The sequence below is a fragment of the Rouxiella sp. T17 genome, assembly GCF_036663475.1.
Lineage (GTDB): Bacteria > Pseudomonadota > Gammaproteobacteria > Enterobacterales > Enterobacteriaceae > Rouxiella.
Genome location: NZ_JAWUEA010000028.1, coordinates 245,534 through 266,317 on the forward strand (window position 1 = coordinate 245,534; position 20,784 = coordinate 266,317).

Genomic DNA, 20,784 nt, shown 5'->3' on the forward strand with positions numbered 1-20,784 from the left:
AAAAGCTCTACCCTTGGTTATACATGACGAGAAATTATGATTTGCCGCGCTTTACAGGTGCAACAGCACGTCGAGCTGCACCAGCGCGGAACATGATTTCACATTACATTTTTTTGTGATGGTAAGTGATGATTTTCTGTTCTGGAGATGCGCGTCACAAGGCAACGCCGAGTGCTTCATTAGTGACAAAGGGCGTCGGACAAGTCAAGGGTAAGATAGATAAAATCGACAATTGAATTCTTTAATTAATCATAAAAATCAACACAATGGGAGTTATCATGGTATCAAGGCGTAGTTTTATCACCGGCTTTTCGGCAATCCCTGTTTTGTCTTATTTGAACTTTAATAACGTGTTCGCCGCCACGCCTAAATCCATTTTGGTTATGGCTATCCAACTGGATATCATTACCAGCCTTGACCCGCACGAATCTTTCGAATCGGTCGGTAGCGAAGTCACCGGCAATATGTATCAGCAGTTAGTAAAACCAAAAATCACTTCGCCTGACGAAATTGAAGGTGATTTGGCGCTGACCTGGAGCACCTCCGAAGACAAAAAGACCTTTACTTTCAAGATGGACCCAAAGGCCAAATTCGCCGACGGCACCCCGCTTACCGCCGAAGATGCCGCTTTCTCTTTGCAGCGCGCGGTGAAGCTCGACAAGAGCCCGGCGTATATCATCAACCAGTTTGGTTATACCAAAGACAACGTCGAGCAGTTTATCAGCGCGCCGGATAAAGAAACGCTGGTGATCAAAACCGCTGAGCCGGCCTCTGAATCCTTCCTGCTTTACTGCCTGTCGGCCAACGTTGGTTCCATCGTGCAGAAGTCCGCCTGTCTGGCGAATCAGAAAGGCGACGATTTAGGTAACGCGTGGCTGAAAACCAACAGCGCCGGTTCAGGTGCTTTCAAACTGCGCAGCTGGAAGGTCAGCGAAACGGTGATTCTGGAAAGCAATAAAAACAATCCGCACGCCGGCAAGATTGAGCGCGTGATTATGCGCCATATCATCGACCCGTCCGCGCAGCTGCTGATGCTGCAAAAAGGCGACATCGATATTGCCCGCAACCTGACCACCGAGCAGCTGCGTCCGCTGAAAGATGATAAAAACTTTACGCTGGTGCAAAAAGGCATCGCGGGCACGCTGATGGTTTCTGCCAACGTCGCGAATCCTAACCTGTCAAAACCGCAGGTGTGGCAAGCCATTAAATGGGCTATCGACTATGAAGGGATTCAGAAAAATATCATCCCGTTGACGCATAAAATTCACCAGAGCTTCCTGCCGGAAGGTTTCCCGGCGGCGGTGAACACCATTATGTACAAGCGCGACGTGGCAAAAGCCAAGGCGTTGCTGGCCGAAGCCGGTTTCCCGAACGGATTCGACATCACGCTGGATCACTACTCCGCCTCGCCTTCTACCGATATTGCGCAGGCGATTCAGTCGAATCTGGCCGAAATTGGTATCAAAGTCACCCTGTTGGCCGCCGAAAGCCGTCAGGTATTGACCAAGATGCGCGCGCGTCAACAGCAGCTGGCGATTACCCAATGGGGTGCCGACTATTTTGACCCGAACTCCAACGCCGAAGCGTTCTGCAGCAATCCGGACAACAGCGATAAAGCCAAAAGCCGCACGTTGGCATGGCGTTGCAGCTGGCAGGACAAGTCGATTTCCGACCTCGCCGCCAAGGCGCTGCACGAGCCAGATCCCGCGACGCGTATCAAGCTTTACGAGCAGTTGCAGACTCAGCATATGGAAACCAGTCCGTTTATGATCATGTTCCAGCCGACGCTGACCGCGGCCTGCCGCCATGACATCACCGGCGTGGTGTTATCTGTAATGAGCACCAGCCCTTACGAGAAGGTTGTTAAAGCGTGAGCAAGAGACTCAACAGTTTTCTGAGTACCTGCATCAGCGTTTGTCTTACTTTGTTTGGCCTGTCGGTTATCACTTTCTTTATCGGGAGAGTGATGCCGACCGACCCGGTACTGGCGGCGGTGGGCGATAATGCCCCCGAGTCGGTTGTCGAACGTGTACGTCACGAAATGGGGCTGGATCAGCCCCTCTGGATGCAGTTTCTCCACTATCTCAATCAGCTGGCGCATGGCGATCTCGGTCGCTCTGCGCTGACCTCCAACGCCGTCACCACTGATATTGCGCGCTATTTCCCCGCCACGCTCGAGCTGGCGACCGCCGCCATTATTATTGCGGCGATTATCGGTATTCCGCTCGGCGTGTGGGCCGCAACGCGTCAAGGCAGCTGGATTGATCAGACGATTCGCGTGGTCTGTCTGGCCGGTCACTCGCTGCCGGTATTCGTGCTGGCGTTGCTGAGCCTGCTGATTTTCTATTCGGCACTGGGCATTGCGCCGGGGCCGGGACGTCAGGACATCATTTATCAGGATATGATCCCGCAGGTCACGGGACTACTGACCGTCGACTCGCTGCTGGCCGGTGACATGGGCGCGTTCTGGGATGCGCTGGCTCACATGGTGCAGCCGGTATTGATTCTGGCGTATTTCAGTATGGCTTACATCACGCGCATGACCCGCACCTTTATGCTCAACGCGTTGGGCGGCGAATATGTGATAACCGCGCGCGCCAAAGGGCTGTCGGCGAGTCGCGTTATCTGGAAACACGCGTTTCCGACGGTCGGCGTGCAGCTGATTACCGTCTTGGCGCTGACCTATGCGGGCCTGCTCGAAGGCGCTGTCGTGACCGAAAACGTCTTCTCATGGCCCGGATTAGGACAATATCTGACTGTCTCGCTGATGAACGCGGACATGAATCCGGTCATCGGTTCCACCTTGCTGATTGGCGCGATTTACGTGCTGCTTAATCTGCTGGCCGACCTTCTCTATCGTTTACTGGATCCTCGCGTAAAATGAGCCAACTCTCTTCACGACCGGGGACTCGAGCCTGGCTGCTCGACGAAACTCCGAAGAATCGCACTCAGGCCGTTTGGGGCCGTCGCTACCGTATCTGGCTGGGGCTGCGTTCCAATCCGCTGGCGCTGATTGGCCTGATTACCGTGCTGCTGGTGCTGGCGATATCACTCTGCGCGCCGCTGTTGACGCACTATCATCCGGGCGATCAGGATTTGGCAAACCGCCTCGCCAAACCTTCTGCGCTGCACCTGCTCGGCACCGATGAGCTGGGCCGCGACACCTTCAGCCGCATTCTTTATGGCGGACGCATTACGCTCGGCATGGTGATTGTCGTAGTGGCGATCGTCGCCCCGCTCGGTCTGCTGATCGGCTGCGTCGCAGGCTACGCGGGCGGCATCGTTGACCGTATTTTAATGCGTATCACCGACGTGTTTCTGGCTTTCCCGCGTCTGATTCTGGCCCTCGCCTTTGTGGCGGCGCTGAAACCGGGCATCGAAAGCGCGATTCTGGCGATCGCCCTCACCGCCTGGCCGCCTTATGCCCGACTGGCGCGCGCCGAAACCATGCAGGTGCGCGGCACGGACTATATTGCCGCCTGTCGTTTAACCGGCGCAACCTCTGCACGCATCGTGCTGCGCCACATCATGCCGCTGTGCGTGCCGAGTCTGGTGGTGCGCGTTACGCTGGACATGAGCTCGATTATTATTACCGCCGCGAGTCTGGGCTTTCTCGGGATGGGCGCGCAGCCGCCGTCACCGGAATGGGGCGCGATGATTGCCACCGCCCGCCGCTTCCTGTTTAGCGAATGGTGGGTGCCGTTAATCCCCGCGATCGCCATCTTCGTGACTTCACTGGCCTTTAACTTTCTCGGCGACGGTTTACGCGACGTCCTCGATCCCAAGGAACGCTAATGCTGGTTGATATCAAAAATCTGCACATTACTTTTGAAACCCGCAGCGGCAGCTTTGACGCGGTGCGCGGCGTTTCTTTAACGCTCGGCAAAGAGAAGCTGGGCATTGTAGGCGAGAGCGGATCGGGCAAATCGCTGACCGCGCGCTGCCTGATGAACCTGCTGCCGTCGAGTGCAAAATGTCGCGCCGATACCCTCTCTTTCGACGGCATTGACCTGCGCAACGCCAGTGAAAAGCAGATGCGGCAGATTCGCGGCAAGCGCGTCGGCTTTATCTTGCAGGACCCAAAATACTCGCTGAATCCGGTGATGACGATTGGCAAACAGGTTGCCGAAGCCTGGCAGACGCACAAGGGCGGCAGCAAAAAACAGGCGATGGCAGCGGCGATTGACCTGCTGGATCAGGTGCGTATTCGTGACCCGCACAAGGTTGCCGAACGTTACGCTCATGAAGTGTCGGGCGGCATGGGCCAGCGCGTGATGATTGCGATGATGCTGGCGCCGGACCCGGAACTGATGATTGCCGATGAGCCCACCAGCGCGCTGGACGCCACGGTGCAGGCCGAAATTCTGCGCCTGCTCGACGATCTGGTGTCGAGCCGTGGCATGGGGCTGATTCTTATCAGCCACGACCTGCCGCTGGTGTCGCGATTCTGTGACCGCGTGGCGGTAATGTACGCGGGGCGCATCGTCGAAACGTTACAGGCGGGCGACCTGCGCCACGCGCAACATCCTTATACCCGTGGCCTGCTGGAATGCCTGCCTTCGCTGACTCATCCGCGCGAAAGGCTGCCAATTCTGGTGCGCGACGAGGCGTGGAAAACATCATGATTAATTTAGACCAGCTGCGTATCGCCTTCGGAGAGACCGAAGTGGTGAAAGGCGTCAGTTTTACCGTCAATAATGGCGAGAGCTTTGGCATTGTGGGCGAAAGCGGATCGGGGAAATCGACCATTTTACGCGCCCTCGCCGGACTTAACGAGTCGTGGTCCGGGTCGATGATGATCGGCGGCGAACCTCAGTTACCGAAACGGCCCAAGCGTTTTTATCGTCGCGTTCAGATGGTGTTTCAAGACCCGTACGGCTCGCTGCATCCGCGCCAGACTATCGATCGCATTCTTGCCGAACCGCTGGAAGTTCACGGTTTTCTGAACATTGAGAAACGCATCGCCGATGCCTTGAATGAAGTGGCGCTGCCGCAAAGCGTGCGTTTTCGTTTTCCGCATCAGCTTTCCGGCGGCCAGCGTCAGCGCGTGGCGATTGCCCGTGCATTAATTTCCGAACCCGACGTTTTATTGCTCGACGAGCCGACCTCGGCGCTGGACGTGTCGGTGCAGGCAGAAATCCTCAACCTGCTCAGCGATATTCGTGAAGAAAAGAAATTAACCTATGTGATGGTGACCCACAATTTAGCCGTGGTAACGCATCTTTGCACCAGAATCGGAGTAATGATTGGTGGTCAAATGGTCGAGCTGGTGAGTGCGAACGATTTACGGGCCGGACGCGTAACGCATCCGCACACTGCCGAGCTCCGCAAACTCAGTCTGGATCTCGAAGAGCCGGAAATCGACTAGGGCAACATTTGATTTTAGCCGACGCCCCTCGCGTTTTTTTTCAATAAAAGGGGCACAGGATAATGGAGACAGGAATGAATTCCTCAGGTTCTATGAATTGGCAAGCGGCATTGGAAGCGGCGAAAAAAGTGACCGACGGATGGAATCACCCGGGCCAACCCGGTGGCGCCATTGCCCTGTTTGATGGCGACTCTCTGCGTGGTGAAGCGTGCGGCGGTCTGGCAAATTTGACCACCGGCGAGCCGTTTAGCCTCGACAACGTGGTGCGTTACGCCTCGGTGACCAAGCACATTTTCGCAACCTTGGCTTTACTGCGCAGCAACGCCGGGCTCTCAATCGACGATACGCTCGGCAAATATCTGCCCGAGCTGCAAGCGCCGATGTCTGACGTCACGATAGGTCAGGCGCTGGACATGACCGGCGGCTTGCCCGACGTGCGCGAGACCTTATCGCTGCTGGGCATTTCGGTTTATAACGTCACCGAGCCCGACGCGCTGATAGACTTTCTCGCCACCGATGGCAGCCTGAACTTTGCCGCCGGCACCGAAATTTCGTATTCAAATACTGGCTATCGTTTGGTGGAAACCATTCTGAAACGCAAAGGTATTCGTTTCGACGACCTGATTCAGCAACATATTTCTACCCCGCTGGACATCGCGTTTCGCGCGCCGGAAGGCTGGTTTGATATTGTGCCAAATCTGGTGCCCGGCTATTGGAAGGCCGAAGATGGCTGGAAAACCTCCAGCGCCGGCCTGCATCTTTCCGCATCGGGCAGCGTGACGGGCAGCTTGCGTTCTCTCACGCGCTGGTTGCAAAGCCTGCTGAAAAACAGCGGGCCGGGCGCGGGCGTGCTTTCGGCGCTCAGCCAGTCGCGCGCCCTGCTTGACGGCACGCCAACCGCCTACGGTTTGGGCATCACCCATTCCACTCTGGGCGAGCATCAGTTAGTGGGCCACGGCGGCTCGCACGCGGGTTATAAAACGTATTTCCTGCTGCATCCGACCTTAAATGTCGGCGCGGCGCTGGTATCGAATCGCGAAGATACCGCCTCTTATACCGCGCTGTTAAACGTGATGTCTGCCCTGCTCGACACCCCCTTACCCGCCAGAAGCACGGCGTTGAAAGACGGTCTTTATACCAGTCAGGCCGAGCCTTATTGGCTGTCGGTAAAAGATGGCGTGGCGAGTTATTTAGGCGCCAGCGAAAATCTGTATCAGGGCGAAGATGGCAGCGCGATTTCCCTTTCGGCGCATTTACCTATGCGTTTACAGATGAATGGTGACGCCATCGAAGGCGAAATTGGGTTAGCCAAACGTTATTTCACCCCGACAGAAGCGCATGATTGTCTTGAATTAATTCAGGGCCGCTGGTTCCATCCGCAGTCAAAAGCCGCGTTTGATATTGAAGGCGACAAGCTGAAGATGGGTGTGGGTCCGTTGCGCGCAAGCGGCACGCTGACCTCGATTGGTCAGGGTCGATTGCTGGTGAAAATGCCCGACGGGCCGTGGGAAAAAGCGTTCTGCCTCTATTTTCAGGGCTACAACGTGCAGCTGATTTCTAACCGCAGCCGCGTATTAAGCTTCCGCCGCGACGAATGTCGGATTAGCTGGTAGTCGCTTCCAGCACTTATTAGCTTTCAAGCCTTCCCTGTTTCGATCATGACTAAATGATGATTAGAAACGGGAAGGCTTTTTATTTGGGCGTTATTTTTGCATATTAAAGATAGGCCGCGCTGTGAAAATCAATCTCCCACTGCAAGACCTGCGCATATATTCCGGAAAGGCGTGTCTGCTCGGCTGCGCTTAACGTGGCGGCAATAGAATCTAATTCGGCTTTTAACCAGCTGGCCTGATTAATAAACGTCTCTTCAGCGTGCATAACCACCCACTCTTTAACATCTTTATCTTCTATATTTGCGCGACTGACCCGGCTGCACCAGTGATAATACATCCATTCCGCGCCAAACATCAGGGTGATAATCTCGGCGTAACTGCCCGTTTCGGCCACCCGCAGCATGCCCTGGCTAAATCGATAAACCTCCGGCGCGCCGTGTAAATAGTTATCCGCTGCCACGTTGCGTTTTTGCATCACGCGTTCGAAATAGGCGATCTGTTCGTTTGCCAGCGCGTCTAATACGCCAATCAGCCAGCGCCGGTGGGTTATATTGGGCGCTTTGATGACGGCATAGGAAAATATTTCAATCGCCGTAGCCACAAAGTCACCTTCAAAGACCAGATACTGATTAAATACCTGTTCTGGAAGTTTGCCCTGCTCGATATCTATAACAAACCGATGCTGCTGCATCGCCTGCCAGACGTCCTGATTGTCGGCTAATAAACGATCGGTAAAGCTTGTCTGAGGCTCGATATTTTTGATGTCTGTGCTCTTAGTAGACGTCATACTCACTCCTCAAGCTCTGCTCTAGCGACCGACATAAAGTGTTTTACCCGCTCCGGCTCGACCTGATTCCACCATACGCCGCCATATTTCAGCGTGCTGGCCACGATAACGCCCTGCGTGTGCTGAAGAATTTCACAGATATTCTCCGGGGTGACGCCAGAGCCGACTAATAAAGGCAGTGAAGTTGCCGCGCCAATTTCATCGATTTCGTCGAGCGTGGCGGTATCACCCGTGCGCTGGCCGGTCGCTATGACGGCATCCGCCTGAAAGAAGTCGACGTCGCGCGTCAACTCGGTAATAGTTCTGTCGGCCACAATGGCGTGGCTACCGTGCTTGACGTGGCTGTCAGCAAATACCTTAATATGCTCGGCGCGTAATAACGAGCGATAGCGCAGTGCCTTTGCCGCCGCGCCTTCAATAAATCCTTCATTCGCAATATAGGCGTTGGCCCACTGATTAACACGCACAAAATCTGCGCCACCCGCCAGCGCCGTAGCTAAAGCTGGAATAGCCGCATTGGCTAATACGTTAATACCTAACGGGCAGCCAAACTCTTTTTTGATTCTATCGGTAATCACTGACATAAAAGCTGCCGTTTCATAACCGATATCTTCAGGTTTCGAAAAAGGAATATCACCGTGATTTTCGACAATTAACCCATGAACGCCGCCTGACAAATAAGCTTCGGCATCGCTAAGCGCAATGTCCATGATTTGGTTAATTGATTTACCGCGATAATTCGGCGAGCCTGGAAATGGCTCACAGTGCACCACGCCAATAATTGCTTTCTTTCTCGAAAATATCTCTTGTATTGCGCTGATTTTTTCTGCTGATATAGAAGCCATGACCTCTTTCTCCTCAAGGAATATAGTATGCAAGTCTTCGTTGTCGGCAACACTGGCGTTGACGAAACCTTTATGATTACTGAATTACCCGCAAAAGGTGCGTCAATTCATGGTGTTAAACTGCATCAAGATCTCGGTGGAAAAGGCGCCAATCAGGCGATTATTCTTTCCCGCTGTGGAATTCCCACCGTTTTCATCACCGCGCTCGGCAATGATGCTCAAGGGCAATGGTGTCAAGAACAATTAAAAAAAGAGCCGATAACCCTGCTGCCAGATAAATATTACTCTTGCCGAACCGATAGCTCGCTGATATTTAACTGCGACGACGGTGACAATGCGATAATAACCACCACCACCGCCGCAGAGGCATTATTGGTGAGCGATGTTCATCAGGCGATGGAAATTTCTTCGCCGCAAGATGTTGTACTGCAACAGGGAAACTTCTCTGCCGAAAAAACCAGAGAAATATTCACTCTAGCCAAAGCAAAAAAGCTCACTACAGTATTTAATCCTTCGCCGTTCAACCCCGAATTTAAAACATTGCTGCCGCTGGTGGATATTCTGGTGGTTAACCAACTTGAAGCCCAGCTGTTAAGCGGCGAAGACGATATCAGTGCCGCTGCCACTCGTTTGCTCAATAACGGCATAAAACAACTCATTATCACTCTCGGCGCAGAAGGCGCGTTATTACAAGATGGCGAAGGCCAACAGCGGATTGCCGCCGCGCCGGTCAACGTGGTTGATACCACTGGCGCGGGCGACACCTTTCTCGCCGTTATGCTTGCCTCAGCCCTCAAACGCCAATTACCCCTATTGCTGAGAGATTTACAAGGCGCGGCAGCCGCTTCGGCCATCACTATTAGCCGAACCGGCACCTTGAGCGCCTTTCCTACTTCTTTCGAACTTGCCGCCCTGCTTGCAAGCCACTAGGCAATCAACTAAGCAATCAGCTAAGCAAGTCAGTCATTATCAACAGTTACGGCGCGGGGTTATTTAAACTCTGCGCGGTATTTGTCGACATTCGCTTTGGTCACGACCGTAGCGGGTACATTGATATTTTTCTCGATCGATTGACCCGCAACGACCTTATTCATCGCCTTGACCGCTTCAACACCCATATTCAACGGGTCCTGTTGCAACACGGCGGTGACATAGCCCTGATCGATGCCGGAAATGGCTTTAGAGGTCAGGTCCCAACCAAAGACTTTAATATCCTTTTGGCGGCCCTGATTTTCGACGGCGGCAATAGCGCCTAATAACGCGGGTTCACCGGTGGCATAAATTGCGGTCATACTCGGGTTGCCGGTAATCAGGTTTTCGGCGGCGGTCAGGGCGTTATCCTGAATATTCTGTCCATCGACCACGCCGACTACGCTGATACCCGCGTGGCCTTTGAGGGTATTTTCAAAGCCTTTCTGCCGATCGTTTTGTATTGCCGAGTTCAGTGCGCCAACGATGCCGACCTTGGCTTTATCGCCCATGCTTTTTTTGACGTAATCAGTGAAGTAATTACCCAAGATCTCGCCGCCTTTAATATTGTCGACGCCCACCTGCGCTTTATGTTTACCGGAAGCCGGTAATACCGCATCGATAGCAATAACCGGGATGTTTTTGGCTGCCGCCTCGGCAATAGCCGGAAGAATACCGTTGACGTCAATGGCGTCGACCATGATCCCTTTAACGCCCTGTTGAATATAGTTTTCTATCGCGTCATTTTGCGACACCGGATTATTGTTGGCGTTATAAATTACCAGTTTCACACCGGATTTTTTTGCCTCGTCGGCTGCACCCTTATTCATCTGATTAAAGAACAGCGCCTGCTGGTTTATTTGCACCATAGCGTAGGTAGGCGTTTCGGCTGCGGCAGCCGCGCCTGAGAATAAGAGAGTGAGAGTCACCGCAGCGAGTGCAGTTCGGGAGAAACGAGCCATTTGCGAAGCAATATTTTTCTTACCGGCATTAATCAACATAATCAAATCCTTAAGAGTCGACAAAGACAACGATAAATATCAATCGACAGCCTGAGAGGATGCGGCACGCACAGCTCCCGGCGAGGTTCGATCGAATGACTGTTGGCGACTCAACATCAGAAAAGAGTAGTGATTAACGCGAAAAGCGACGTTCCAAACGAAGCGTTTTCGATAACACGTTGCTGCGGGTAATTGCCGATAACAATTGAACTTGGCGAAAAAAAAGTCAAGGGGATTTTTTATCAGTAATATTTTCAATAATAAATAACACTTACTGCTTATTCATTTCCAATAAGCAGTTCTGACAAAATCAGCAGATTTGTAATATGCTGTCTATCACTTAGGATTAGTGCGTATCGGGCGCATTTTTGCCGCCTTTTCGCCGAGATAGCAGGGATTAATTATGGCTCAAAAACGGGTGGTATTATCAGACGTCGCCAACATGGCCGGACTGTCGAAAGCGACCGTGTCACGATATCTCAATAACAGCATAACTTTGCCCCAGCAGACCGTTCAACGCATTGAAGATGCCATAAATACCTTGGGTTACCGCGCCAATAGCTTGGCTCGCCGCTTAAGTATGGGCGGCAGCGAGACGATCGGATTAGTATTACCCGATATTTCAAACCCGTTTTTCGCCGAATTGGCCGATGCAGCCGAAGAGGCCGCGTCGGCGCATAAATACAGCCTGGTACTGTGCGTCACGCGTAATAATCTCGAGAAAGAGTGCCAATTTATTCGCTGGCTCGACACGCGTCAGGTTGATGGCCTGCTGTTTGCCACCAATCGCCCCGATAACGGCCAGCTCTGTCTTGAGCTTAAAGGGCAACGTCACGTCGTGCTGATTGATGAAGACGTGCCCGGCTGCAATATGCCCAGAGTATTTTCCGATAATGTTCACGGCGGCGAGCTGGCTACGCAGGCATTGATTGCGGCCGGGCATCGGCAAATTGCCTTTGTGGGCGGGCCCGCAAAGCTAATGAGCGTGCGGGAAAGGCATCAGGGCTATCAGCAGGCGCTGGAGAATAGCGGCCTGCAATATACTGATTCCTATGTGCTTTATGGCAATTACGACCGCACATTTGGCCGTCAGGCGCTGGATCACCTGCTTGCCCTGCCTACGCCTCCCACCGCTATTTTCGCCGCCAGTGATTATCTGGCGCTTGGCCTGCTCGACGGCGTTCGCGCGCGAGGTTTGGCCGTGCCGCAGGCGCTCTCGCTGGTTGGCTTTGATGACGCCATCTACTCCGATTTAATCACCCCAAGACTCTCGACCATCAAACAGTCAGCCCGCGAATTAGGCCGCACGGCGGTGGAAAAACTGATCAAACTATTTAACGATGACGATGACAACGTGGCCCCGCTCACGCGTATTCCCGTCGAATGGATTGCCCGCGACTCTGTCGCCACGCCGCCGGTAAAAGGCTAAATTTTTGCCCTGACATTGAGCAACTGCTCTTTTTTAGGGCGAAAATTCACCCACTCAAAATCTCCTAGGGCTTTGTCATTTTTCCGAAACAGGAAGAAATGCATTTTCTACTACTGCATATAAAAATTACTAACCAATTGTTAAGTATGGCTTTTATTCTTCATCCGTTTTCTATAAGTTTTCAGTTTTGTTTCCTCGCTCACAGAAACTGGCACGCTTACTGCTACACTCCTTTCGGCGACTCAACTATCCACACTCACTTTTAGCCGTATTTATGGGTGAGCCGGAGATCAGATTCGCCGTTAATTTGTCATTTGGGTAAACCGGTTTACAAGGAAAGAGAAATCGGTAATGACAGTAACGGCTTTCTGAACAGCAGAATGATAAGCACGCATTCTGCCCTCCGCCGCCCCTTTGTGATGGAGCAGATTTATGTCCAGAGACCTGTCAGGCCCGCCAAGGGTGGAGATGATCGATATCACCAAAACCTACGGTTCAATCCGCTCTCTTCGCGGCGTTAATCTCTCATTGGCCCCCGGTGAAGTGCTGGGTTTAGTGGGCGATAACGGCGCGGGTAAATCAACGTTAACCAAGATTTTGGCCGGTGCCGTCGTCCCTACCAGCGGCACCTTGCGCGTCGACGGCGAAGAGGTTGGCTTCAGCAATCCGGCCGATGCTCGCCGCTGCCACATCGAAATGGTTTATCAAGACCTGTCGCTATGCGATACCGTCAACGTGGCGGGCAATCTTTTTATGGGTCGCGAACCGCAAAAACACCTGCTCGGCATCCCTTTCCTCGACGAAAAAAAGATGCACCAAGAGGCTCACGAAATGCTCAAGGGTCTGGGAATTTCCATTCCTGACACCCGTTTATTGGTGCGAAATCTTTCCGGCGGCCAGCGACAGGCTATCGCCATTGCCCGCGCCGCCGCATTTGAGCCTAAGGTGCTGATTATGGACGAGCCGACCGCCGCGCTGGCGGTGGCCGAAGTCGAAGCCGTGCTCGAGCTTATCCGTCGAGTCAGCGCGCGCGGCGTCAGCGTGATCCTCATCACCCACCGTTTGCAGGATCTGTTCCTAGTCTGCGATCGCATTATGGTTATGTATGAGGGCACCAACGTGGCCGAAAGAAATATCGCCGACACCAGCCTCTCTGACATCGTCAATCTGATTGTCGGCCAAAAGTTCGACGCACATTCGGCTCGTGAAACTGTTCATCACTGAGTCCTTCGGAGGAAATTGCATGAGCATGGTGAATATGTCCAGTCCAAGAATGATCAAGCATTCTCTGTCACGCCGAATACTGCACAACCACTCCGGCGTGGTGAGCATCGCGGTGTTTTTTATTTTCTGTTGCGTGGCTTTTACCTTCGCTACTGACGATTTTATGTCCCGCTTCAACTGGCTGAATATCTTACGCCAGAGTGCACCGCTATTGATTGTCGCGGCGGCGATGACGCTGGTTATCACCACGGGCGGCATCGATTTATCCGTAGGATCAACGCTGGCGTTGGTCGGCGCGTTGTCGGCTATCGCGTTAAACAGCTGGGGCTGGCCGTGGCCGGTGGTGCTGGTAGCGGGTCTGGCAATGGGCGCATTTATTGGCGCCATAAACGGCTATTTCATCGCTTATGAAGGCATTCCGGCGTTTATCGTTACCCTCGCCACGCTGGCGGTGATTCGTGGCGTGGCGCTGTTATTGACTCAGGGCTATTCAATTCCGATACCGGCAGACAGTGATTTCGTCTGGCTTGGCCGCGCGTGGGTATTTGGCCTGCCCTTGCCCGCCATTATTGGTGTGGTGGCGCTGATTGTCGGCCACGTGTTGCTGAATCACACCCGTTTTGGTCGCTACGTTACCGCGATTGGCGCGAACAAAGAAGGCGTGCGCCGCGCGGGCGTGAATACCCGTTCCATGACGCTGTGGGTGTACATGCTGAGTGGCATGGCGGCCGCGCTGGCGGGAATGATCATCACCGCGCGTCTCGGCAGCGGTTCATCGAATCAGGGCGAAGGCTTTGAATTACAAGTCATTGCAGCCGTAGTATTGGGCAGTACCAGCTTATTTGGCGGCTTCGGCACTATCATCGGCACCCTGCTTGGCGCGCTGTCGATCGCCGTCATTCAAAACGGCCTGATTCTTTCGCACCTCTCGCCGTTTTATACCCAAATCGCCACCGGCCTGATTATTCTGCTGGCAATTTGGCTGAATACTCGCATTTTCAACCCCGTTCGCACCAGCAAAGGATAGCGCCATGAAATCAGGTTCACTTTTTCGACATCCCGAGCCGTTTCCTTTAGGCGTGAACAGCGGTTATGTCACCACCGTGCTCGGGCCGATGCCCGTCAGCGAGCTTGGCGTGACGTTGATGCACGAACATATTTTGCTGGACGCGTCCGGAAAATGGGTGCCACCCTGCTGCTGTAGCGAACGTCATATTGCCGAGATGCCGGTCAAGATTGAAAACCTGGGCGAACTCTCCTTAAATCCCCTCGCCAGCCGCGATAATTGCCAGCTGTTTGACGTCGATTTAGCCATCGAAGAGTTGTTGAAATTTAAGGCGCAAGGCGGCCAAAGCGTGGTGGATCCGACCAATATCGGCATTGGTCGCGACCCGAAAGCCTTGCAGCGCATCTCGCGTTTAACGGGTTTGAACATCATTATGGGCACGGGATTTTATCTTGAGCCGTCACATCCCGCGTATGTAAAAACCCATTCTTTGGAAACGCTGACCGATCAGATTATTTATGACGTCGGCGGTTTCGATGACAAACCTGAGGTTATTGCAGGATTAATTGGCGAGATTGGCGTCTCCAGCGCCTTTACCGCCAGTGAGGAGAAATCGCTACGCGCCGCCGGACGTGCCAATGCCGCGACGGGCGTGCCTATCGAGGTGCATCTGCCGGGCTGGGAACGGCTAGGCCACAAGGTGTTGGATATTCTCGCCGAAGAAGGGGCGGATCTCGGGCACACGGTGCTTTGTCATATGAATCCGAGCTTTGCCGATAAAAATTATCAGCGCACGCTGGCCGAACGGGGTGCGTTTCTTGAATATGACATGATAGGTATGAGCTACTTTTATGCCGATGAGAGCGCGCAATCGCCGTCGGACGAAGATAACGCCCGCGCCATTCGCGAGCTGATCGACGACGGTTTTATCAAGCAGGTTTTACTCTCACAGGACGTATTTCTAAAAACCATGCTGACCCGCTTTGGCGGCCACGGCTACGGCTATATTCTCAAACATTTCGTGCCGCGTTTGCGTCGCCACGGCGTAACCAGCGAGCAGCTCGAACAGTTGCTGATTGCTAACCCACAGCGGGTATTTGGCAAACTTTAATCTCTATTCTATTTTTCGTTTTCTGTTTCATTTGAATGACAAGATTATCCAACACCAGGGAAATCTACTGACGATCGTTTAATCAAATAATAAACAACTAATCCGCACAGAGAGAAAAGGAAAACGGATGAATGTAGACACTGATGTCGTCACGCTGGCGCAAAAACTGTTGTCTTTTAATACGATTAATCCGCCGGGCAATGAGCGTGACTGTCTGCTGTGGCTCGGCGATTACCTAAAAGCGCTGGGGTTCGAGGTGACCGAACATCCCTTTGGCGAACAGCGAATGAACCTGATTGCGCGCTTGCCCGGCGCAAAAGCGGGTAAACCGCTGGCGTTTTCCGGCCATCTCGACACCGTGCCGCTCGGCAATGCGCCGTGGCAGCGAGACGCTTTCGGTCATGACATCGTTGACGGAAAACTGTTTGGCCGAGGCAGCAGCGATATGAAAGCGGCGGTCGCGGCGTTTATTGTCGCCTGTATCAACCAGCGCGAGGCGATTGCGGCGGGCCACGGCATCGTTTTGCTGCTGACCGGTGGCGAAGAGACGGGCTGTGACGGCGCCCGAGCGTTAATTGAAGATGATTCAATTACTCTACCCATCCCGAGCGCGGTGATTGTGGGCGAAGCTACCAGCAATTATCCCGTGATAGGTCATAAAGGCGCGCTGTGGGTGCGCTGCGAAACGCAGGGTAAAACCGCGCACGGCGCGATGCCCGAGTTGGGCATAAACGCGATTTATCTTGCTGCCGACGCGATTGGCAAAATTCGCCTGTTTGAATTAGGCCCGCCGCACCCGCTAATGAAGAAACCAACTCTTAACGTGGGCGCGATGCGTGGCGGTTTAAACATCAATTCTGTCCCAGACAGCGCCAGTTTTGATGTCGATATGCGCACCGATCCGACGTTGCATCACCGAGAGATCACCAGGCGTTTGCAACAGCATTTAAGTGACGCTGTCACGATCTCCACGCTGGTGGATTTGCCGGCGGTGTTAACGGATTCGGTAAATCCGTGGATCCAGCAAACGCTCACGCTGTGCCAGCCTTATCACGCTGAAGCTATCACGCCCCGCATTGTGCCCTACTTCACCGACGCGGCTTTGTTGCTCAAGGCGCTGCACCATCCGCCATGCATTATTCTTGGACCGGGCGAGCCTGCGATGGCGCATCAAACGGATGAATATTGTGAAGTACAGAAGCTGGTTGAAAGCGTAGAAATTTATGGCGCGATGATTTTGGCAGCCAACGCGTAAGCAATCATTTCATGAATCTAAATCAGGCCGCTCAAGTAAACTAAGGGGAAGCAAAGGCTTCCCTTTTTTATTGCTCTCCCCTCTAAAATCCCCCCAAAAACAGTGTGCTTTAGCTCACACTTTTAGTTTTTTCCAACAAAAAATGTATCAAAAGGTTCGCAATAGCACAAATAGCTTAACCCCAGCAATGGCGGGGCTTTGCAGGCCATTTTTAACTAAAAATGAGTATTAAGTCAGCTAACTGGTTACTTTACTTACTAAACGCTTTATTCACTTACGAAAGGAAGTGCATTAACATCCGCGAAACATTTAAAAATATCTCGGTCACATTTGAGTTATTCGAACCTATTGATTCAATGCTCATTGAGCTAGATGAGCAATTTGAAAGCCTTGGCAGTTTTTGAAGTTATGAAAGTTTTGAAGTTTTGAAGTTTTGAAAGTTTTGAAAGTTTTGACAAGCGTTTTACAGGGGCCCGGCTTAAACGGACTGTTTTTACCGACTGATTTTACGGAAGACCACCATGATCAATCTCTCACGCCGCCGAATGGTATTCGGAACTGCGGGCATCCTTGCGGCCGGATTTGGCAGTCAGCTGCTTGGAGGCAATCTGCTCGGCAACGTCGCGCAGGCCGCACCGCCGTTGGCGTCGGCGATCACCATGCCAGACAATTTCATGCAGCTTTCCAAAACGCTCACCGCGATGGAAAACCTTGAGCCACATCTGGGTCAGGCGCTTTACGGCTGGCTGCATCACGCCGAACTCGATGCCCGGCTCGACGCGTTGACCACGCTGATTAATGCCCATCCAGGAATAATCGGCGAGCCGTTACACCAACTGTTAGCGCAGCAGCCTGAAGCCTTGGGTCTGCTTTATCAACAGCTTGTGAACGGATGGTATCTCGGCGTGGTCGGTCAGCCGGGCAGTCAGGTCTGTATTGGTTTTGAAAATATTGTGAGCTATGAACTCGTGAAAGAGAGCGTTTTACCGCCGAGCTATGCCGTTGGCGAACCTAATTTCTGGATCCACAAGCCTGACAGCGAGGTAAAGACCCATGGCTGATTCATTAAACGCAGACGTAATCGTCATTGGTGCCGGTATTGCGGGTTCACTGGCGGCTGAAAAAATGGCCAAGGCCGGAGTCTCCGTGTTGATGCTGGAATCGGGTCCTTTTATCAAGCGTGATGAGGCCGTGGAACTGTTCCGCCAATCGCCGTTAAAAGGTGACTTTACCGAGCCGTATCCGCCAAAACCGTGGGCGCCGCAGCCAAAGTTTCAGCCAAAAGATAACCATTACCTGATTCAAAAAGGGCCGGATATCTATGCCGCGCAGTACTTGCGTGGCGTGGGCGGCACTACGTGGCACTGGGCCGGCCAGGCGTTTCGTCTACTGCCCAATGACATGAAAATCAAAACGTTATACGGCGTGGGTCGCGATTGGCCTATCAGCTATGAAGAGCTGGAACCGTATTACACCGAAGCCGAAATCCAGATGGGCGTGTCCGGTGATGATGACCTCGGTTCGCCGCGATCCGAGCCGTATCCGCTGCCGGGCATTCCGCTCTCTTACGGTTTCGAGCGTATTAAAGAGCGCGTTGCTCCGCTGGGTTACGTCGTAGGAATCGGTCCACAGGCGCGTAACAGTATTCCTTACGACGGCCGCCCTGCCTGCTGTGGCAACAATAACTGCATGCCGGTTTGCCCGATTGACGCGCAATATCACGGCGGCATTTCTGCACGCAAAGCCGTAGAAGCGGGCGTGCGGGTTATCGCCAACGCCGTGGTTTACAAAATCGAGGCCGACGACAGCGGCAATATCGTTGCCGTTCATTATCTCGACTCTGAAAAACAGACTCACAAAGTCACGGGTAAACGTTTCGTTCTGACTGCCAACGGGTTGGAAAGTCCAAAACTGCTGCTGATTTCCACCAGCGACAAATATCCAAACGGTATTGCCAACAGCTCCGGCATGGTGGGTCGTAACCTGATGGATCACCCAGGAACCGCCGTTGAGTTTCTGGCCGATGAGCCGGTGTGGTTCGGTCGCGGGCCAATGCGTCCGGGCAGTATCAACAACCTGCGTGACGGCGCTTTCCGCTCCGAACGTTCGGCGCTGCGCGTAGATTTGGCCAACACCTCACCGGTGCGCACGCTTACCGAACGTCTGGTCAAACAGGGTTATTACGGCAAGGCGCTAAACGAAAAGCTGGCGTATCAGGCCGAGCGTTACGTGCTGATGAACTGCCTGCTGGAGATGCTGCCAGAGCCGGAAAACCGCGTGGTGCCGAGCAAAACCGAGAAAGATGAATGGGGCATTCCGCGTCTGGAAGTCTATTACCAGTTCCCGGATTACGTGCATAAAGGTTACGACCAGTCGATGCTCGATTTCCAGAAAATCGCCGAAAGCATGGGCGGAACCGAGGTGGTGTTCAGTAAACGTGGCGTTTACAACAACAACCAGCACATCACCGGCACCATGATTATGGGCAGCGATCCGAAAGATTCCGTGGTCGACGGCGACTGTCGCACCCACGATCACCCGAATCTGTTTATCGCCGGTACCGGCATCATGCCTTCCGCTTCTACCGTTAACTCGACATTAACCGGTACGGCGCTGGCGCTTCGCATGGCAGATACGGTGCTGAAAAGCCTGGCCTGATTCTTCTGAGGAAAGACGGCTGCCCGCAATCGGGGGCCGTACGAGGATGTGGAAATGAACAATAAACATTTGCTGGCTGCCCTGTTGCCGCTGGTTTTCGCCACCAGCGCCTTTGCCGACTCCACCGCAGATTCGGCCGCGCTAATTAAACGCGGCGCGTATTTAGAACGCGGCGCGTATTTAGAACGCGGCGCGTATTTAGCGACCGCCGCCGACTGTACCGCCTGCCACACGGCACCGGGCGCGGCCAAAAATGCAGAATTTGGTGGCGGTTATCCGCTGGCTTCACCGTTTGGGGTGATTTACGGCACCAATATTTCATCCGACAAACAGTTTGGGATTGGTAGCTGGAGCGACGACGAGTTCGTTCGCGCGGTGCGTGACGGCGTGGGCAAAGACGGACAGCAGCTTTATCCGGCCATGCCTTACGACTCATTTACCAAAATGAAACGCGACGACGTGCTGGCGATTAAAGCCTATTTAATGTCTTTACCGGGCGTGCATGAAGCACCGGCGAAAACTGACCTCTCCTTCCCGTTTAATCAGCGCTGGGGCATGACGTTCTGGAAATGGTTTAACTTCGATAAGGGCGAGCTGAAAAGCGATCCGTCCAAGAGTGATGACTGGAACCGTGGCCGTTATTTAGTGGATGCGATGGAGCACTGCGGCACCTGCCACACCCCGCGTACCTTGACGATGGGCATGGACAACGGCAAAACTCTCGGCGGTGGCGATCTCGGCTCGTGGAAGGCGTTTAACATCACCTCCGACAAAAATGCCGGTATCGGTAACTGGTCGCAGCAGGAGTTGGTCACCTACCTGAAAACCGGTTTTGTGGCGGGCAAAGCCTCTGCGTCTGGCGCGATGGCCGAAGCTATCGAGCATAGTCTTCAACATCTTACCGATGCGGATCTCAATGCTATCGCGACCTATGTGCGTTCGGTTCCGCCGGTAGCGGATAAAGATCAGACCAAACCGCGCGACCAGTGGGGCAAACCGGCGAGTGACGTGTTCCCTGATCGCGCCAATGCCGTCGCCTTTGATAAATCGGCCTCTGCGCTGTTCAACAGTAACTGTGCGGCCTGTCACGGCGCGTCAGGTCAGGGGATCGGCAAGGGTTTCCACGCCTATCCTTCCTTATATAACCACACCAGCACCGGCGCGGCGGACAGTCGCAATCTGGTGGCTGTGATTCTGACTGGCGTGCAGCGTCATATGGATCAGGGTGAAGTGATGATGCCGTCGTTCGCCAACCAGCTTAACGACGAACAGGTTGCGCAGATTGCCAACTACGTCAGCACGCAATTTGGTAATCCGGCTGGCGCTACTGTCACTGCCAAACAGGTGAAAAAAGTGCGTGACGGCGAAGATCGCAGCTATCCGCCGAAGATTGAAGACGGCACGCAGAAGTAAACTGTTTTAAGAAATCAACGCCTAAGCCGCTCGCTTTATGATTTGAGTTCATAAAGTCGGGCGGTTTTTTTATTGCGTAAACCTGATGAGTCGAATGCCAATAAT

Annotated in this window: 18 protein-coding genes; 15 read left to right on the forward strand and 3 right to left on the reverse strand. The window is 53.3% G+C overall.

The window, feature by feature from the left end:
* Positions 1 to 278 precede the first annotated feature (278 nt).
* The 6 genes from SC206_RS10150 to SC206_RS10175 all read left to right on the forward strand — a co-directional run bounded on the left by SC206_RS10150 (position 279) and on the right by SC206_RS10175 (position 6,981).
* Positions 279 to 1,874: an ABC transporter substrate-binding protein gene (locus tag SC206_RS10150; RefSeq protein WP_332736759.1), complete on the forward strand. Its 1,596-nt coding sequence runs from the start codon at positions 279 to 281 to the stop codon at positions 1,872 to 1,874.
* Positions 1,871 to 2,884, forward strand: a complete 1,014-nt coding sequence (locus SC206_RS10155) for an ABC transporter permease (RefSeq protein WP_332736762.1) — start codon at positions 1,871 to 1,873, stop codon at positions 2,882 to 2,884. Before SC206_RS10150 ends, SC206_RS10155 begins: the two co-directional genes overlap by 4 nt.
* Positions 2,881 to 3,795, forward strand: a complete 915-nt coding sequence (locus tag SC206_RS10160; protein WP_332736764.1) for an ABC transporter permease — start codon at positions 2,881 to 2,883, stop codon at positions 3,793 to 3,795. Before SC206_RS10155 ends, SC206_RS10160 begins: the two co-directional genes overlap by 4 nt.
* Entirely contained in the window at positions 3,795 to 4,625 is an 831-nt protein-coding gene (locus SC206_RS10165; RefSeq protein WP_332736766.1) for an ABC transporter ATP-binding protein, read from the forward strand. Before SC206_RS10160 ends, SC206_RS10165 begins: the two co-directional genes overlap by 1 nt.
* The gene (locus tag SC206_RS10170; RefSeq protein ID WP_332736768.1) at positions 4,622 to 5,368 is read left to right on the forward strand and encodes an ABC transporter ATP-binding protein; all 747 of its coding nucleotides are present in this window, start codon (positions 4,622 to 4,624) and stop codon (positions 5,366 to 5,368) included. Before SC206_RS10165 ends, SC206_RS10170 begins: the two co-directional genes overlap by 4 nt.
* A 74-nt stretch (positions 5,369 to 5,442) precedes the next feature.
* Positions 5,443 to 6,981, forward strand: a complete 1,539-nt coding sequence (locus tag SC206_RS10175; protein ID WP_332736770.1) for a serine hydrolase domain-containing protein — start codon at positions 5,443 to 5,445, stop codon at positions 6,979 to 6,981.
* A gap of 103 nt (positions 6,982 to 7,084) precedes the next feature.
* Here SC206_RS10175 and SC206_RS10180 read toward each other — a convergent pair whose 3' ends face one another.
* A complete protein-coding gene (locus tag SC206_RS10180; RefSeq protein ID WP_332736772.1) occupies positions 7,085 to 7,768 on the reverse strand; it encodes a TenA family protein in 684 nt (227 codons plus the stop codon).
* Positions 7,769 to 7,770: 2 nt separating this feature from the next.
* Positions 7,771 to 8,613, reverse strand: coding sequence for a BtpA/SgcQ family protein (locus SC206_RS10185; protein ID WP_332736774.1), 843 nt, complete (start codon positions 8,611 to 8,613; stop codon positions 7,771 to 7,773).
* Between the two features lie 27 nt (positions 8,614 to 8,640).
* Between SC206_RS10185 and SC206_RS10190 the strand changes: the two genes are divergently transcribed.
* Complete coding sequence (locus tag SC206_RS10190; RefSeq protein WP_332736776.1) at positions 8,641 to 9,543, forward strand: ribokinase; 903 nt, start codon at positions 8,641 to 8,643, stop codon at positions 9,541 to 9,543.
* Between the two features lie 59 nt (positions 9,544 to 9,602).
* Here the strand turns inward: SC206_RS10190 and SC206_RS10195 are convergent, their stop codons facing one another.
* A complete protein-coding gene (locus SC206_RS10195) occupies positions 9,603 to 10,586 on the reverse strand; it encodes an ABC transporter substrate-binding protein (RefSeq protein WP_442976061.1) in 984 nt (327 codons plus the stop codon).
* A 400-nt stretch (positions 10,587 to 10,986) separates the two neighbouring features.
* Between SC206_RS10195 and SC206_RS10200 the strand changes: the two genes are divergently transcribed.
* The 8 genes from SC206_RS10200 (at position 10,987) to SC206_RS10235 (ending at position 20,679) form a co-directional block, all read left to right on the forward strand.
* The gene (locus tag SC206_RS10200) at positions 10,987 to 12,012 is read left to right on the forward strand and encodes a LacI family DNA-binding transcriptional regulator (protein ID WP_332736778.1); all 1,026 of its coding nucleotides are present in this window, start codon (positions 10,987 to 10,989) and stop codon (positions 12,010 to 12,012) included.
* A gap of 468 nt (positions 12,013 to 12,480) precedes the next feature.
* Positions 12,481 to 13,236, forward strand: a complete 756-nt coding sequence (locus SC206_RS10205; protein WP_332736843.1) for an ATP-binding cassette domain-containing protein — start codon at positions 12,481 to 12,483, stop codon at positions 13,234 to 13,236.
* A 28-nt stretch (positions 13,237 to 13,264) separates the two neighbouring features.
* The gene (locus tag SC206_RS10210) at positions 13,265 to 14,263 is read left to right on the forward strand and encodes an ABC transporter permease (protein ID WP_332736845.1); all 999 of its coding nucleotides are present in this window, start codon (positions 13,265 to 13,267) and stop codon (positions 14,261 to 14,263) included.
* A gap of 4 nt (positions 14,264 to 14,267) precedes the next feature.
* Entirely contained in the window at positions 14,268 to 15,353 is a 1,086-nt protein-coding gene (locus tag SC206_RS10215) for a phosphotriesterase family protein (RefSeq protein ID WP_332736780.1), read from the forward strand.
* 127 nt (positions 15,354 to 15,480) lie between these two features.
* The gene (locus tag SC206_RS10220; RefSeq protein WP_332736782.1) at positions 15,481 to 16,608 is read left to right on the forward strand and encodes a M20 family metallopeptidase; all 1,128 of its coding nucleotides are present in this window, start codon (positions 15,481 to 15,483) and stop codon (positions 16,606 to 16,608) included.
* 521 nt (positions 16,609 to 17,129) lie between these two features.
* Positions 17,130 to 17,669 (forward strand): sugar dehydrogenase complex small subunit, encoded by a 540-nt coding sequence (locus tag SC206_RS10225; RefSeq protein ID WP_332736784.1) that lies wholly within the window; start codon positions 17,130 to 17,132, stop codon positions 17,667 to 17,669.
* Positions 17,662 to 19,266 (forward strand): GMC family oxidoreductase, encoded by a 1,605-nt coding sequence (locus tag SC206_RS10230; protein ID WP_332736787.1) that lies wholly within the window; start codon positions 17,662 to 17,664, stop codon positions 19,264 to 19,266. The genes SC206_RS10225 and SC206_RS10230 overlap by 8 nt, the downstream gene beginning before the upstream one ends.
* A gap of 54 nt (positions 19,267 to 19,320) precedes the next feature.
* Entirely contained in the window at positions 19,321 to 20,679 is a 1,359-nt protein-coding gene (locus tag SC206_RS10235) for a cytochrome c (protein WP_332736789.1), read from the forward strand.
* Positions 20,680 to 20,784: the final 105 nt, after the last annotated feature.

What these genes read in the sequence shown, in the direction of transcription:
- SC206_RS10235 (WP_332736789.1), top strand. Translation starts at nt 19,321, where the DNA reads ATGAACAATAAACATTTGCTGGCTGCCCTGTTGCCGCTGGTTTTCGCC.
- SC206_RS10225 (WP_332736784.1), top strand. Translation starts at nt 17,130, where the DNA reads ATGATCAATCTCTCACGCCGCCGAATGGTATTCGGAACTGCGGGCATC.
- SC206_RS10180 (WP_332736772.1), bottom strand. Translation starts at nt 7,768, where the DNA reads ATGACGTCTACTAAGAGCACAGACATCAAAAATATCGAGCCTCAGACA.
- SC206_RS10170 (WP_332736768.1), top strand. Translation starts at nt 4,622, where the DNA reads ATGATTAATTTAGACCAGCTGCGTATCGCCTTCGGAGAGACCGAAGTG.
- SC206_RS10165 (WP_332736766.1), top strand. Translation starts at nt 3,795, where the DNA reads ATGCTGGTTGATATCAAAAATCTGCACATTACTTTTGAAACCCGCAGC.
- SC206_RS10190 (WP_332736776.1), top strand. Translation starts at nt 8,641, where the DNA reads ATGCAAGTCTTCGTTGTCGGCAACACTGGCGTTGACGAAACCTTTATG.
- SC206_RS10160 (WP_332736764.1), top strand. Translation starts at nt 2,881, where the DNA reads ATGAGCCAACTCTCTTCACGACCGGGGACTCGAGCCTGGCTGCTCGAC.
- SC206_RS10175 (WP_332736770.1), top strand. Translation starts at nt 5,443, where the DNA reads ATGAATTCCTCAGGTTCTATGAATTGGCAAGCGGCATTGGAAGCGGCG.
- SC206_RS10200 (WP_332736778.1), top strand. Translation starts at nt 10,987, where the DNA reads ATGGCTCAAAAACGGGTGGTATTATCAGACGTCGCCAACATGGCCGGA.
- SC206_RS10150 (WP_332736759.1), top strand. Translation starts at nt 279, where the DNA reads ATGGTATCAAGGCGTAGTTTTATCACCGGCTTTTCGGCAATCCCTGTT.
- SC206_RS10185 (WP_332736774.1), bottom strand. Translation starts at nt 8,613, where the DNA reads ATGGCTTCTATATCAGCAGAAAAAATCAGCGCAATACAAGAGATATTT.
- SC206_RS10215 (WP_332736780.1), top strand. Translation starts at nt 14,268, where the DNA reads ATGAAATCAGGTTCACTTTTTCGACATCCCGAGCCGTTTCCTTTAGGC.
- SC206_RS10205 (WP_332736843.1), top strand. Translation starts at nt 12,481, where the DNA reads ATGATCGATATCACCAAAACCTACGGTTCAATCCGCTCTCTTCGCGGC.
- SC206_RS10220 (WP_332736782.1), top strand. Translation starts at nt 15,481, where the DNA reads ATGAATGTAGACACTGATGTCGTCACGCTGGCGCAAAAACTGTTGTCT.
- SC206_RS10230 (WP_332736787.1), top strand. Translation starts at nt 17,662, where the DNA reads ATGGCTGATTCATTAAACGCAGACGTAATCGTCATTGGTGCCGGTATT.